The 15,324-nt window shown below is 38.3% G+C and carries 16 protein-coding genes; 1 reads left to right on the top strand and 15 read right to left on the bottom strand.

The window, feature by feature from the left end:
- Nucleotides 1-76: 76 nt before the first annotated feature.
- The 9 genes from cpoB to GTH24_RS05360 all read right to left on the bottom strand — a co-directional run bounded on the left by cpoB (nt 77) and on the right by GTH24_RS05360 (nt 7,535).
- The gene (gene cpoB, locus GTH24_RS05400; RefSeq protein WP_072070585.1) at nt 77-844 is read right to left on the bottom strand and encodes a cell division protein CpoB; all 768 of its coding nucleotides are present in this window, start codon (nt 842-844) and stop codon (nt 77-79) included.
- A 9-nt stretch (nt 845-853) separates the two neighbouring features.
- On the bottom strand, nt 854-1,348 hold the full coding sequence (gene pal, locus GTH24_RS05395; RefSeq protein ID WP_072070586.1) for a peptidoglycan-associated lipoprotein Pal: 495 nt from the start codon (nt 1,346-1,348) through the stop codon (nt 854-856).
- A gap of 46 nt (nt 1,349-1,394) precedes the next feature.
- The gene (tolB, locus tag GTH24_RS05390; protein WP_072070587.1) at nt 1,395-2,690 is read right to left on the bottom strand and encodes a Tol-Pal system beta propeller repeat protein TolB; all 1,296 of its coding nucleotides are present in this window, start codon (nt 2,688-2,690) and stop codon (nt 1,395-1,397) included.
- A 142-nt stretch (nt 2,691-2,832) separates the two neighbouring features.
- A complete protein-coding gene (tolA, locus tag GTH24_RS05385; RefSeq protein ID WP_072070588.1) occupies nt 2,833-3,900 on the bottom strand; it encodes a cell envelope integrity protein TolA in 1,068 nt (355 codons plus the stop codon).
- Nucleotides 3,901-3,927: 27 nt separating this feature from the next.
- The gene (gene tolR, locus GTH24_RS05380; protein ID WP_072070589.1) at nt 3,928-4,353 is read right to left on the bottom strand and encodes a colicin uptake protein TolR; all 426 of its coding nucleotides are present in this window, start codon (nt 4,351-4,353) and stop codon (nt 3,928-3,930) included.
- Between the two features lie 22 nt (nt 4,354-4,375).
- Nucleotides 4,376-5,062, bottom strand: a complete 687-nt coding sequence (gene tolQ / locus GTH24_RS05375) for a Tol-Pal system protein TolQ (protein WP_072070590.1) — start codon at nt 5,060-5,062, stop codon at nt 4,376-4,378.
- Nucleotides 5,062-5,457, bottom strand: coding sequence for a tol-pal system-associated acyl-CoA thioesterase (gene ybgC / locus GTH24_RS05370; RefSeq protein WP_072070591.1), 396 nt, complete (start codon nt 5,455-5,457; stop codon nt 5,062-5,064). Before ybgC ends, tolQ begins: the two co-directional genes overlap by 1 nt.
- Nucleotides 5,458-5,767: 310 nt before the next feature.
- Nucleotides 5,768-6,175, bottom strand: coding sequence for a hypothetical protein (locus GTH24_RS05365; protein ID WP_072070592.1), 408 nt, complete (start codon nt 6,173-6,175; stop codon nt 5,768-5,770).
- A complete protein-coding gene (locus GTH24_RS05360; RefSeq protein WP_164526035.1) occupies nt 6,165-7,535 on the bottom strand; it encodes an MFS transporter in 1,371 nt (456 codons plus the stop codon). Before GTH24_RS05360 ends, GTH24_RS05365 begins: the two co-directional genes overlap by 11 nt.
- An 89-nt stretch (nt 7,536-7,624) precedes the next feature.
- Between GTH24_RS05360 and GTH24_RS05355 the strand changes: the two genes are divergently transcribed.
- Complete coding sequence (locus GTH24_RS05355) at nt 7,625-8,512, top strand: LysR family transcriptional regulator (RefSeq protein ID WP_072070594.1); 888 nt, start codon at nt 7,625-7,627, stop codon at nt 8,510-8,512.
- 89 nt (nt 8,513-8,601) lie between these two features.
- Here the strand turns inward: GTH24_RS05355 and ybgE are convergent, their stop codons facing one another.
- From ybgE to sucC, 6 genes are all read right to left on the bottom strand, one after another.
- The gene (ybgE, locus tag GTH24_RS05350) at nt 8,602-8,886 is read right to left on the bottom strand and encodes a cyd operon protein YbgE (protein WP_072070595.1); all 285 of its coding nucleotides are present in this window, start codon (nt 8,884-8,886) and stop codon (nt 8,602-8,604) included.
- Entirely contained in the window at nt 8,886-8,999 is a 114-nt protein-coding gene (gene cydX / locus GTH24_RS05345; protein WP_004244425.1) for a cytochrome bd-I oxidase subunit CydX, read from the bottom strand. The genes ybgE and cydX overlap by 1 nt, the downstream gene beginning before the upstream one ends.
- A gap of 12 nt (nt 9,000-9,011) precedes the next feature.
- Entirely contained in the window at nt 9,012-10,169 is a 1,158-nt protein-coding gene (gene cydB, locus GTH24_RS05340; protein WP_115350854.1) for a cytochrome d ubiquinol oxidase subunit II, read from the bottom strand.
- 14 nt (nt 10,170-10,183) lie between these two features.
- The gene (gene cydA / locus GTH24_RS05335; RefSeq protein ID WP_072070597.1) at nt 10,184-11,752 is read right to left on the bottom strand and encodes a cytochrome ubiquinol oxidase subunit I; all 1,569 of its coding nucleotides are present in this window, start codon (nt 11,750-11,752) and stop codon (nt 10,184-10,186) included.
- A 1,482-nt stretch (nt 11,753-13,234) separates the two neighbouring features.
- Nucleotides 13,235-14,104, bottom strand: coding sequence for a succinate--CoA ligase subunit alpha (sucD, locus tag GTH24_RS05330; RefSeq protein WP_072070202.1), 870 nt, complete (start codon nt 14,102-14,104; stop codon nt 13,235-13,237).
- Nucleotides 14,104-15,270 carry an ADP-forming succinate--CoA ligase subunit beta gene (gene sucC / locus GTH24_RS05325; RefSeq protein ID WP_072070203.1) on the bottom strand — a complete coding sequence of 389 codons (1,167 nt, stop codon included), beginning with the start codon at nt 15,268-15,270 and terminating at the stop codon, nt 14,104-14,106. Before sucC ends, sucD begins: the two co-directional genes overlap by 1 nt.
- Between the last annotated feature and the right edge of the window lie 54 nt (nt 15,271-15,324).

Genomic DNA, 15,324 nt, shown 5'->3' with positions numbered 1-15,324 from the left:
CAAAAAAACAATCAATAGCTTAAAAAACAATCATTTAACCCCGAAAATGCAATATTTTACATTACGGGGTCAATAATTAGAGTGCTGCTAACTGCTTTTGTGCTAATTTAGCGCCAGCACTATTTGGATATTGCTTAATCACTTGTTGATAAATAGCTTTAGCATTATCCTTTTGCCCTTTCTCTTGCATGATCAGACCAATTTTATAAAAGGCTTCACTTGCTTTTTGAGATTTCGGATAGTTTTTAACAACAATAGCAAATGTACTTGCTGCCTGATCCTTATTACCTTTTAAGTAATACATCTGACCCAACCAAAAATGTGCATTTGATTGATAGCTAGATTTAGGATAGTTATTGATAAAGTTGTTTAATTCAACAATTGCCTTATCGTAATCTTTTGAATTCAATACGATATCAATTGCTGCATTATAATCAGCCTTCTCATCACCTTGCCCAGAATTAGTTGTAGCAGAAGGTGTTGAAGAAGTAGCATTATCAGGTTGAGTGGCTTCCGTCGATGTAGAAGCACCGCCACCAAGGCTATCTAATTGTTGATAGATATTGCGTTGGCGTTCGACAACTTGGTTTAGCTGGTATTGATTTTCCTGAATTTGACCACGCAACATATCAATATCACGCTGAGAATCAGCAAGTTGTTGCTGTAATTGGGTCAAAAGCTGGCTGTGAGCATTTGAAAAACGCTCAAGTTGGGCGAGTCGTTCATCGGTCGAACCTGAACCGATATTACTGATTGGCGCTTGGGCAATAGCGGCTACAGGAGCCGCTACGCCAACCAGTAACAACAGACTCATCAAGAAAGGTCTGAAGTTACTGTTGTTCATGCCGTTCTCTTAGTAATCCAGTACTGCACGACGGTTTTTCGCATAAGCGGCTTCGTCATGACCCAGTACAGCTGGTTTTTCTTTACCGTAAGATACGATTGACAGTTGATCAGCAGATACGCCTTTACCTTGTAGGTACATTTTCACAGCGTTAGCACGACGTTCGCCCAGAGCGATGTTGTATTCTGGAGTACCGCGTTCGTCAGCATGACCTTCTACAGTGATACGTACTGAAGGATTAGCACGCAGGAATGCAGCGTGTGCATCTAACAGGTTAGCGTAGTCTGAGCTAATGTCATATTTGTCAAAACCGAAGTAAACGATGTTTTGTTGTTTCAGTTGTTCTAATTGCTGACGTGCTAATTCTTCAGCAGTAGGACCTTGTTCAACAACTGGTACATTGTTTGTATCAGTTTGATCTTCGTTTTTGTTTGAGCTACATGCTGCAACAGCAACGAGTGGTAATGCTAACATCAACCCTTTAAACACTTTGTTTAATTGCATCTCTATTTGTTCCTTTATTTTGTTTGCCATACATAATTTTTATGCATCACATAAACGGTGACCAGGCAGGTGATTTAACCTGACCATCAGTCGCCGGAAGACGCGCTTTGAAACGTCCATCAGTCGATACTAGCTGCAAAATGGTGCCTAAGCCTTGTGTAGAGCTATAAATAACCATTGTGCCGTTAGGCGCGATGCTTGGCGTTTCATCCAGAAACGTATCTGTTAGATATTGTACGGAATTCGTTTCCAGATCCTGCTTAGCGATATGTTGCCTACCGCTTTCAGAACTCACCATAACTAAGAAACTACCATCTGGGCTTACCGCAGGATTTTGGTTTTGCTTACCTTCCCACGTAATACGCTCTGGTGTTCCACCGTTAATATTCACTTTGTATATTTGTGGACGTCCACCTTGATCTGAAGTATAGACTAAGGTTTGTCCATCTGGCATCCAATTTGGCTCAGTATTGTTGCTTCTGCCATTGGTTACCTGTGTCATATTCCCACTTGCTAAATCCATAACATACAGATTTAAGCTACCACTCTTTGAAAGCGCAAATGCTAGCTTAGAGCCATCTGGTGAAAACGAAGGTGCACCATTATGTCTTGGGAATGATGCTATTTGGCGAATTTCACCTGTCGCTAATGTTTGTACAACTAAAGCGGATTGACCACTTTCAAATGTAACATAAGCAAGTTTAGCACCATCTGGTGACCACGCTGGTGACATTAATGGCTGTGATGAGCGATAAACACGATCTTGGTTAAAACCATCATAGTCAGAAACACGCAATTCATAAGGATATGCGCCACCATTAGTCACAACAACATAAGCAATACGTGTACGGAATGCACCACGAATACCAGTCAGTTTTTCAAACACTTCATCACTGGCAGTGTGAGCAGAATAACGTAGCCATTTTGATGGAACTTTAAACTCACTTTGAGATAAAACCGCGCCTGGAGAGCCAGCAACATCAACTAATTGATAGCTTACTAAATATTGGCCATCCGCTGACGGTTGTACGCGTCCAACAACAACAGAATCAATCCCTAATGCAGTCCAAAGTGCAGGTTGGACTTCAGAAGCTGTGACTGGCTGTTGAGGTAAACGGGATACATCAATAGGATTAAATTTTCCACTATTGCGTAAATCAGCTGCGATAACACCAGCGATATCTTCTGGCATTTGACCTGTGCCTTCCCATTTAAAAGGAACAACACCGATAGGGCGTGCAGTATTCACCCCTTGCGTAATTTCAATTCGAACTTCAGCGTTAGCCAGAGTGGTTACGCATAAAATTAAAAGTCCGAAGATAACATTTAATGCCTGCTTCATCATGTCTCCCTTTTATTATTGCGGTTATTACGCAATAACGCACAGAATAGTAACAAACGCTTTTCAACAACACCATACAACACATCAATAACATTCTAAAATAGCTATAAATTAGTGTATGTTTTCCTACAATCAGACAGTTTTAGGGTTTAAACTCAATTACTGATGATTTTACTTGTTCATAGACATCTTTTGGTGGCTTCGGTAATTTCGCTGTATTGGCTGCTCGCAGTGCTACTTGGCATAATGCTGGATCACCACCTTCAATCTTCGCACTAACTAGTAGACCATCAGGTGCAATACTAATTCTTAGCTCACAAGTTTTACCTTTGTATAACTCGGGATCAATGAACTTCTGTTCTATTGCAACTTTCAACTGACCTTTATAGCGATCGACACCTTCGCCATTTGCACCAGTGCGATTTCCACCACCTTGACCCGCAGCTGAAGCTCCGCTTTGTTTGCTACCATCAGCCACTAAACCATCAAGCAGACTATCTACTGCTTTACTTTGCTGTTGAGCTGCTGCTTTTGCTTTAGCTTCTGCGGCGGCTTTTGCTTTAGCTTCTGCGGCAGCTTTAGCTTTAGCATCGGCTTCAGCCTTTGCTTTAGCATCTGCTTCAGCTTTTGCTTTCGCATCGGCTTCGGCTTTCGCCTTAGCTTCTTCTGCTTTTTGTTTTGCTGCTAATTCTGCTTGTTTTTTCGCTTCAGCTTCTGCTTGTTTTTTAGCATCTGCTTGTTCTTTTAAGATGCGATCACGCTCTGCTTTCGCTTGTGCGGCCGCTTCTTCAGCAACTTTTTGTTCTTCTTTCGCTTTGGTGGCAGCTAACGCGGCTTCGCGTTTTTGAGCCTCTGCTGCCTCTTTTGCTTGTAAACGTTCAACTTCTAACGTTTTCAAACGTTCTTGTTCTTTCATTTGCTGCTGACGCAACTCTTCTTCTTGTTGCTCTGCACGCGCTTTACGTTCTTGTTCTGCTTTTTGGACGTTAGCCTGTTGCGCTTTTTGCTGATTATACTGTTGTACTACAGCATTAGGATCGACCATAATAGCATCAATAACTTGCCCGCCTTCACCACCGCCACCACCTAAATCCCACTTCTGAGTTAATGACCCCCAGATAAGCAATGCGATAACAAGCAAATGCAAGGCAGTAGACAAGATAACTGAACGGCTCAATTTACTTCGGATTGGCTTCGTCTTCTTTCCCACGCTATTATCCAAACTTATTTCAACCTATTACATAGGCTGAGTCATTAAACCTACAGATTTAACACCTGCTTGACGTAACATGTTGAGCGCTTTAATTATCTCATCATAAGGAACATCTTTAGCACCGCCAATCAGAAATATAACTTTCGGATTTTTTTCCAATTGTCGTTTAGCTTCAGCCATAATCTGTTCTTGAGGCAATAATTCTAATACTTCTTGATCAACACGAATATTATATTGCCCAATTCCTGCAACCTCGACAATCACCGGGGGATTATCACTGGTTGAAACAGTTTGTGTATCTGTTGCTTCAGGAAGATCAACTTCAACACTTTGCGAAATGATAGGCGCTGTTGCCATAAAAATAAGCAAAAGCACTAACAATACGTCAAGCAAAGGAACAATGTTAATCTCTGATTTTACGCCTCGGCGGTTACTGCGACCTCGTGCCATCAGCTATCTCCTTCTGCGTTAACTATTTCTTTTCTGCTGAGGCAAAAGCTTGGCGATGTAAAATCGTCAGGAACTCTTCCATAAAGTTATCGTAACTTTGTTCCAGTTTAGTTACACGCTGCGTAAACCGGTTATAAGCCATAACTGCGGGGATCGCCGCAAATAAACCGATAGCTGTTGCAATCAATGCTTCAGCAATGCCGGGTGCGACCATTTGTAATGTTGCTTGTTTAACACTACCTAATGCAATAAATGCATGCATAATCCCCCATACTGTACCAAACAGGCCAATATATGGGCTGATAGAACCAACAGTACCAAGGAACGGAATGTGAGTTTCTAGTGATTCTAATTCACGATTGAAAGAGACTCGCATTGCTCTTGATGCACCATTTACAACTGCATCAGGGGCATGAACGCTTGCTTGATGTAAACGTGCAAACTCTTTAAAACCGGAATGAAAAATTTGCTCTGAGCCTGATAACTCATCACGACGAGCTTGGCTATCTTTATATAAACGAGCCAAGTCAGTACCTGACCAGAATTTATCTTCAAAATCTGCAGCTTCACGATCAGCGGCATTCAGAACTTTAGTTCGCTGAATAATAATCGCCCAAGATGCAATAGAAAATCCGATTAAAATCAACATGATCAACTTAACTAAAAGCCCTGCTTTTAGAAAGAGATCGATAACATTCATGTCAGCCACTACTTAAACTCCGCGATAATGGACTTAGGAAGCGCTACAGGCTTCATTTTTAATGAATCTACGCAGACAACAAGCACATCTGCGCTACACAAAACATAACCATCTTGATTAATAAGCTTTTGAGAAAATGTCATTGATGCACCACGTAATGTGGTAATTTCACTTTCTACTTGTAAAAGCTCATCAAGTCGAGCTGGTGCAATATATTCTATTGATAATTTACGTACAACAAATACAACATGATCATACTCCCGTAAATCATGCTGATGAAAACCTTTTTCTCTGAGTAGTTCTGTTCGGGCGCGTTCAAAATATTTTAGATAGCTGGCATGATAGACTACACCACCGGCATCAGTATCTTCATAATAAACACGAACAGGCCAAAGAAACTGCATAATATCTTCCTTACATTTTCCGAGTTAAGTCCATAAATAATTAAGCTATAAGTCACTTAACTATACTTAAGAGGTAGCTCTAAGGGAATCATAGTAACGTAAAGAATAGAAAACACAGTTTTCAGGCGCCAATCATAAACTCTTCTTTGCAACACGCAATATGCTTTGCGCTCTGAATAGAAAAAATATTTTCATTAAGACAGCATAAAAATGCTTGCTAATTAGAAATTCATAGATTGTCTTATTTATTAGTATTATTTTTAATGGCATAAAAAAACCAGTTTTAAAACCGGTTTTTTATATAAATCAACTAATTATTGATGATTGGTGTCTCATGGAGGTAGTGCCACTGCCAACTCATTTCATGAGAATTGCGTCTCAATAACGCCACTGATTCTCGCATAAGAATTTTCTTATTTTCACTGTGTATTTCTTGATATCTGACAATCGCCAAACAATCTGATTGATAAATTATTTTATAATCATCCGTTTTTATTTTCAGACCTCTTCTTTTCCCTGCATTTTCTCTGAACATCACAATAACATCATCATAACTCACTGCTTTTCCGTTGATCCCAACCATCGAAAATTCACTAGATAAAAGATTTTCTATCTTAGTTATTGCATCAACAGAAAGTGGAAACTGTGTAAAAACAGCTTCAATCTCATCATGCAAAGATTTAATGCTTTCTATAATAAAATCGGTATTAATTTTCATCTTTTATTTCCTGTGCAATACTTTTTTTCTTTAGTGTAAATAATAGTGTGAGAGGCAATATGCCAATTAAAGCGCATATTAAAAATGTCATGTTATAAGCGATTTGTGGTAAGCAAAAAAGAGAAAAAATATTAAATAACATAGCAACAACGGTTGCTCCGACACTAAAAACGACCTGTCTATTAATATTCCAAATAACACTGGCTTGAACTAATTTCTGTGAGTTAAAATCATATAAAGCCGTTGTTTGCGCAGTATTAGCACCAATCCCGCCACCAATTCCGATAACTAGATAAGCAATAATTAATAAAAGTATATCAGTATTACTATTTACAAATATTAATAAAGCAATACCTGCACTATGTAATAATAGAGCAAAAACAAATAAACGTTTCATGCCCAATTTATTATATAACACGCCACTTATTGTCATTGAAATAAAAGCCCCAAGTGCATATAACAACATGAAAACACCTGTGCCTTGAGCAGTAAATTTTAAATATTGTTGTAAATAAAAAATCGCAAGAATATTTACACCAGTAAAAACACCAGGAATACAATAATAAATAAAAATAGAGATCGATAAGTTTCTATTTTTTAATAGTGCTAAATTAATAACTGGAGATGTATGGCGTCGATAATGGTAATAATAAAGTACTGCAAAACATACCGATAATACCGCTATGACTAATGCAAGTAATGTTGAGTGATACTCACCATAAGCCGATAGAGCAAACAACCCTGATACAATGAGCAAACTAATAAGAATGATACCTTTAATATCCGGTGTAGTATTTTCTTTAGGTAATGGCTCTTTTACCCAAATAAAGGCTAAAAATGCAGTTAGCAATGAGAAAGGAATATTGCTATAAAACACCCAACGCCAAGAAGCCATATCAACAATAAATCCACCTAATGTAGGCGATATTGCAGGAGCGATTAAAGCTATCGCCATAATGATCGTAGATATTTTGCTTCTTTCATGTCCTTGAAAATATTGAAAAGTTAGCGCTTGTCCAATTGGGATCAATAATCCACCACTAACACCTTGAATAAAACGCCACAAAATAAGTTCACTAAATGAATCTGAGCTTCCCACTAGCGCCACAGACAAACTAAACATCAACATCGATGTCACCATCAATGCTCTAATTCCAAAACGCTGTGATAACCAATGACTTAATGGAATGATTAACGTCAACCCCAAGATATAGCTATTTGAAACCCAAGTCACTGAAACAATGGAAATTTGCATATCATCAGCGAGTGCAGGCAATGCAATTGCTGACATAAAAATATTAATACAATCTATAAAGAAACCGAGTAGAAATATAGCTGCAATTTGATAGCGGTAAGTCATAAAAATCCTCCGTGCATAGAGTACGGAAGATTGACGAATTTCGTCTATCTGACAAAATAGAACTTATTGTTTAATCAGAGTAAACAATCATGCAAAATCAAATTGATCGAATTCGCTCTTTTATTGCTGTTGTTGATACCGGATCATTTACTCAAGCGGCGAAATATTTGCGCTTGAGTAAATCAATGGTGAGTATTCATATCAAAGCATTAGAAACAGAGTTAAATGTCTCATTACTCAATCGTAATACTCGTCGATTTACGCTGACAGAGACTGGCGAGATGCTTTATCAAGATTTCCGCCAAGTGTTAATTCAGTTAGAGCAAACATTAGATAAAGCCAGATTGGGTCAGCAAGAACTACAGGGATCGTTGCGATTAAGTTCAACGGCTGAATTTGGTGAATATTATATTTTACCGTTACTTAGTCAATTTATGCAATTACACTCAAAGTTGAAAGTACAGTACACCTTTAATTCTTCCATTGAGGATTTAATAAATCATAAGTTAGATTTAGCTATTCGTTTAGGTACATTAAAAGACAGTAATTATCGCTCAACCAAATTGGCTAATTACGAGATAAGTTTAGTTATTTCACCTGATTTGTTGCAGAAATTCTCGATAAAAACCATCAACGACTTAAGTGCTATTCCCTATTTAGCAAACAGTAATTTACGTCAAAGTAAACTATCAACTTCTGCACAGTTTAGTGCCCTGCTCTCTCAATTAGCGCAAGATGCCTATTTTGAAACTAATACTATTGCCGCATTAAAAAAGATGGCTCTTGCACATTCTGGGATGACTATTTTGCCACATTGGTATATTCATCAAGAATTATTAGAAGGCCGATTAGTCGTACTGTTTCCTGAATACTCATTGTTAACGCAGTCCGTGAATATTATTTTTCCTTATAGTGAACACATCCCCAGAAAAGCACGTTTATTTATTGATTACTTAAAAGAGAATATTCACTTATAAAAACAAAAAGATAGATAATATTGATAGGATCCTTAGATAAGAAAATACCTTATTTCTTTTTCATATAATGAGCAGAAATAAGGTATTTTTTAAAAGAAGAAATAACTTAGCCCTACAACTAAAACAATAATTGCAGGGATTGGGTGCAATAAACATTTTGCAATTACATGTTTAGGACGAAATGCTAGGCCAAAAGTCGCCCCTGCACAAACCGACCAAATAAGAAGGATACCTTGCCAAATTGCCAATGAACTGGTGTTCGCCGCAAATCGGCTAGGATCCCACATAACACAAAATGCCATCACCAACGCCATGATTAAAACAAGAGCCCTAATAGGGCCCTTGTCTAGTAGTTGGTAACTTTTGTCCAACATTATTCTTCACTTTCTGAAGTTTTTTTCGCTTCAGCATGCTCGTAAGCCAGTCCTGCGATCACCGCAATACTACAAGCGAAGAGTGTGCCGAGAAGCCATGCAAAATACCACATTCTCTATGCTCCTTAGTAAAGAGTATGATTATTACCTTCGATAAATTTCTTATCGAGGCGACCATGCATTTTCCAGTAACACCAGATAGTGTAAAGGAGAACGATAGGTACAAAGATAATCGCAACAACTGTCATGACTTGCAGAGTAAACAAGCTAGAAGTTGCATCCCACATTGTTAAGCTCACATCTGGGAACGTACTTGAAGGCATCACAAATGGGAACATAGTCACACCACAAGTTAGGATAACACAAGCAATAGTCAGTGAAGTGAACAGGAATGCCCAACCACCTTTATTTGCTTTAGTTGCAACAATCGCCAGTAAAGGAGATAACAGACCTAATGCAGGCAATGCCCACAATACTGGATAATTGTTGTAGTTAGTCATCCAAGCACCTGCTTCATGAGAAACAGTTTTCAGTAGTGGAGATGAAGGACCTGCTGTATCAATTGCACTTGTTATGATAAAGCCATCAATACCATAGATTAACCATACGCCCGCAACAGCAAAACCAATGAACGTGATTAAAGAGGTGATGTAAGTAGCTTTACGAGTACGTTCATGTAACTCACCAGTGGTACGCATTTGAAGATAACTTGCACCATGTGCAACAATCATCATTAAGCTAATCACACCAGCTAATAAACCGTATGGGTTTAATAGGTACAGTAGGTTGATTAACGCGTTAGTTGTACCGTTATAAGAAACACGTTGCATGCTATCGACTTCTAATGGAACACCTTGTAGCAGGTTACCAAAAGCAACACCGATAACTAATGGTGGAACGAAGCTACCAATAAAGATACCCCAATCCCACATACCACGCCATTTCGGAGATTCTAGTTTAGAACGGTAGTCAAAACCTACAGGACGGAAGAATAATGCCGCCAGTACGAAAATCATACCAAAATAGAAACCAGAGAATGCCGCAGCATAAACCATTGGCCATGCAGCGAATAATGCACCACCGGCGGTGATTAACCAAACTTGGTTACCATCCCAGTGAGGTGCAACAGAGTTAATCAAAATACGGCGTTCAGTGTCATCTTTCGCGATAACGCGTAGTAACACACCGACACCCATATCAAAACCATCAGTGACTGCAAAGCCAATCAGTAAGATACCAATCAGTAGCCACCAAACAAATCGCAATACTTCATAATCAAACATAGTGGACTCCTGTGTTACTTACTTTGTGCAGAAGAAGCGTTCTTCTGTTCAAAGTGATAGCGACCCGTCTTCAGGCTACTCGGCCCAAGGCGACCAAATTTGAACATCAGGAACATTTCAGCAACTAGGAACAATGTATACAGACCACAGATAAGACCCATAGATACTAGGATATCTGCCTCTGTCAATGAAGAAGTTGCCACCGCCGTAGGCAGAATTTCACCAATTGCCCATGGTTGACGTCCATATTCTGCAACAAACCAACCTGCTTCAATTGCAATCCATGGTAATGGAATACTATATAGGGCAGCACGCAGTAGCCATGTATATTTGCCAATACGGTTTGACAGAACAGTCCAGAAGGAAATCGCAACAATCAGTAACATCAGGAAGCCTGAGGCAACCATGATACGGAATGACCAGAATAGTGGTGCGACGTTAGGAATAGTGTCTTTTGCAGCAGCTTTGATTTGATCTTCTGTTGCATCAACGACATTTTCAGTATAACGCTTCAGTAATAAGCCATAGCCTAAATCTTGTTTAGCGTCATTAAATGCAGCACGAATCGCAGGATCAGTATTACCTGAACGCAGTTCACTCAATAATTCGTAAGCTTTCATACCGTTACGAATACGAACTTCATGCTGACTCATCAGATCATTAAGACCTAATACTGGTGTATCGAAAGAACGCGTTGCGATAATACCCATGACATAAGGTATTTGTAATGCAAACGAGTTTTCCATTTTTTCTTGATTAGGGAATGCAATCAGATTAAATGCAGCAGGCGCTGCTTCTGTATGCCATTCACCTTCAATTGCAGCCAGCTTCGTTTTTTGTACGTCACCCATTTCGTAACCAGATTCATCACCTAATACGATAACAGATAAAACAGCAGCAATACCAAAAGTTGCCGCAACTGCAAAAGAACGTTTTGCAAAACCAATATCACGGCCTTTGAGCAGGTAGTAAGAGCTGATACCCAGAACAAAGAAAGCACCAGTTGTATAACCAGCTGCAACTGTGTGAACAAATTTAACTTGAGCGACTGGGTTTAAAACCAGATCAGCAAAACTCAACATTTCCATTCGCATGGTTTCAAAGTTGAAGTCTGCAGCAACAGGGTTTTGCATCCAACCATTCGCAACAAGGATCCACAGCGCAGAGAAGTTAGAACCGAAAGCAACTAACCAAGTTACCATCAAGTGCTGCTTCTTACCTAAACGATCCCAGCCAAAGAAGAACAATCCGACGAATGTTGATTCTAAGAAGAACGCCATTAAACCTTCGATTGCTAAAGGCGCACCGAAGATATCACCGACGTAATGAGAGAAATATGACCAGTTAGTACCAAATTGGAACTCCATGGTCAATCCAGTTGCGACACCCAGAGCAAAGTTAATACCGAATAACTTACCCCAGAACTTTGTCATATCTTTGTAAACTTGTTTACCCGACAGAACATATATCGTTTCCATGATTGCCAGCATAAACGCCATACCTAACGTTAACGGGACAAACAGGAAGTGATACATCGCTGTTAAGGCAAACTGTAACCGTGACAGTTCGACAATATCAAACATCTTGACTCCTTGCTCCTAGCAGGAAGACACCGACTTGCGGCAACCCGACTTTATTAAATTATAAAGCCTCATAACTACCAACAATAAATGCCTCTAAAAACAACAACGAATATTAAAGACCAAAAACACAATACCTTACAAATAGTACGCTTATATTTACATATAATAAATATATTTTGCGTGACCCAGATTTGAATTCTGAGCTTAGGTCAACAATACGACTTTTAGGTTTGTAACAGCATATTTGATCGTGTGCCAATTTAAGCATATTCAGAAAATTTTGCCACAATTAATAACTTGACCCACATCAAAAAAACACTTTAATGTTAACTAGTTGCGAATAAATTACCCAATAGTTACTATTGTGTTAATGCAATGTTGTTTTTATTTTTAAGTGTAATTTATCTCCTTATATTTTCCATAATAAAATTAACTTTTTATTTTCATAAAAGCCCTAAAAATAAACACTTTTAGTTGTGTTTTATTAATTTTAATATCAAAATCATTTTTTTGCAGGTAAAAAATAAATATTTAAAAAAAATAATCTATTAATTAATAAGTTGAAATTTACAAAAGTGTAAATACAGAAAATGACATCTAGTTAATTCGTCAAATAAAAATAAAAATAAAAATAAAATCTAATAGTGATTGTCTATTTTTAATATTAATGACTGCTTATTTTGTTTTTTATTTCAGATAAGTAAACTGTAATTAATTTATATTATATATCTAAAATATAAATCAACAATTCAATAAAGTTAAAAATAGTCTTTTAAATCAATGAAATAAAAAACACCAACTCAGCTAAATGAAAAAGGAAAAAATCTTTCTTTATTGTATTTTATTATTTTTTGTAGAACGTTTCTTACAACAATCATAAGTGTTTCATCATTACACTTGATAGGTATAAAAGAGCCTAGTTTCAGCTTTAATCCCCTTTTTGATGCCCTATCACAATAAAAGAATATTTTCTCAGACAAGCTTCTTTACCAGCCCTCCTTTTCACTTATCCATTAACATGTTTAAAAAAACATCTTCGCAGTAAAAACCTGCCTTACAGCGATGTTGAAGCGGAAATTTAGGGACTATTGTTACGATGTTTATAGAAAAGAGCATGATGTTCACAACATAAAATAACTATTTATTTTCTTTTTCTAGTCCATTTCCCATCTAAAAACATGCATTTAAAATATTATTTTTAACAAAGAAGAATGGATACAAACAATATTTATCGTTATTTTCAGTTTATGCAAAAAACTTAGAAAAAGAAAAAAGAGCGATTACGCATAGAGATCAAAATTTAAAAAATCAACTTAAAACAAACAATTAGCGTTAACTCATATAGATATTTGATATGTTAATCATAATACTCAATATGGATATAAATATTTAAATAAAGCTAGATATAAAAAATGCCAGCTTCCTATTAAGAAACTGGCACTTAAGATAGTATCAATCTGAAATTATTAACAGTATCGTTACTTACTTGATCATTGATTTAATAGCTTCACCAATATCGGCCAAGCTACGCACAGTTTTAACACCCGCAGCTTCAAGAGCAGCAAATTTCTCATCTGCTGTGCCTTTACCGCCTGCAATAATAGCTCCCGCATGTCCCATACGTTTACCTTTAGGGGCTGTCACACCAGCGATGTAACCTACAACTGGTTTAGTCACATGATCTTTGATATAAGCAGCGGCTTCTTCTTCTGCTGTACCACCAATTTCACCGATCATTACAATTGCTTCTGTTTGTGGATCTTCTTGGAATAGCTTCAGAATATCAATAAAGTTAGAACCAGGGATTGGGTCACCACCAATACCAACACACGTTGATTGGCCTAAACCAACATCTGTTGTCTGTTTAACTGCTTCATAAGTTAATGTACCTGATCGAGATACAATGCCAACTTTGCCTGGTAAATGAATATGGCCAGGCATAATGCCAATCTTACATTCACCCGGAGTGATTACACCTGGGCAGTTAGGGCCAATCATACGTACGCCTGCTTCATCTAATTTTACTTTTACTGTTAGCATATCCAAAGTAGGGATACCTTCTGTAATAGTAATGATGAGTTTAATACCTGCCTCAATCGCTTCTAAGATTGAATCTTTACAAAATGGCGCAGGTACATAAATAACTGTCGCAGTTGCACCCGTTGCCTCAACAGCTTCGCGTACAGTATTAAATACTGGAAGTCCTAAATGCGTAGTGCCACCTTTACCTGGCGTAACACCTCCAACCATTTGTGTACCATAAGCAATTGCTTGCTCAGAGTGGAATGTTCCTTGGCTACCAGTAAAACCTTGGCAAATTACTTTGGTGTTTTTATCGATTAAAATAGACATTATTTTGCCTCCGCTGCTGCAACAACTTGTTTCGCGGCATCAGTTAAGCTTTTAGCTGCGATAATATTTAATCCACTATCCGCTAATTTCTTGGTGCCTAACTCTGCATTGTTTCCTTCAAGACGAACAACCACAGGAACATTAACGCCAACTTCTTCAACTGCGCCAATAATACCGTCTGCGATTAAGTCACAACGAACAATACCGCCGAAAATGTTGACTAATACAGCACTGACATTTTCATCTGACAAAATAATTTTAAATGCTTCTGTTACACGCTCTTTTGTTGCACCACCACCCACATCGAGGAAGTTAGCTGGTTCGCCACCGTGAAGTTTAACAATATCCATAGTACCCATTGCTAAACCAGCACCATTAACCATGCAACCAATATTGCCATCTAATGCAACGTAGTTCAGTTCCCATTGTGCAGCTTGCGCTTCTCGCGGATCTTCTTGCGATGGATCGTGCAGTTCACGCATTTCAGGCTGACGATATAATGCATTGCTATCTACGCCTAATTTGCCATCTAGACAAATCAGATCATCTTCTTTAGTGATAACTAAAGGGTTAATTTCAATTAGCGCAAGATCACGCTCTAAGAAGATAGTAGCTAATCCCATAAAGATCTTAGCAAATTGACTGACTTGCTTACCTTTTAAACCTAGTTTAAAAGCCAGTTCTCTTCCCTGATAAGGCATTGGGCCTGTCAGTGGATCAATAATTGCGCGATGAATAAGTTCTGGCGTTTCTTCCGCTACTTTTTCAATTTCTACGCCGCCTTCAGTTGAAGCCATAAAGACAACGCGACGGGTACCACGGTCAATAACCGCACCAAGATAAAGCTCTTTAGCGATATCTGTTGCAGCTTCAACCAAAATCTGTGTAACAGGCTGACCGTTAGCGTCTGTTTGATAAGTCACTAAACGTTTGCCTAACCATTGTTCAGCAAATGCGCGGATCTCTTCTTTAGATTTAACGACTTTTACGCCGCCCGCTTTACCACGTCCACCCGCGTGAACCTGACATTTCACGACCCAAGGGCCTTGACCGATTTTTGATGCAGCTTCTTCTGCCTCGCGCGGCGTGGAGCAGGCGAAACCAGCAGGAGCTGGTAATCCATACCGTGTGAAAAGCTGTTTTGCCTGATACTCGTGTAAATTCATGATGTTCTATCCATAATCTTGTTGAAAGTCGGGCTTTCTTATTTTTTTGACTAT

Origin of the sequence: Proteus vulgaris (assembly GCF_011045815.1) — a bacterium.
GTDB classification, from domain to species: Bacteria; Pseudomonadota; Gammaproteobacteria; order Enterobacterales; family Enterobacteriaceae; genus Proteus; species Proteus vulgaris_B.
This window is presented reverse-complemented; position numbering and strand designations above follow the sequence as displayed.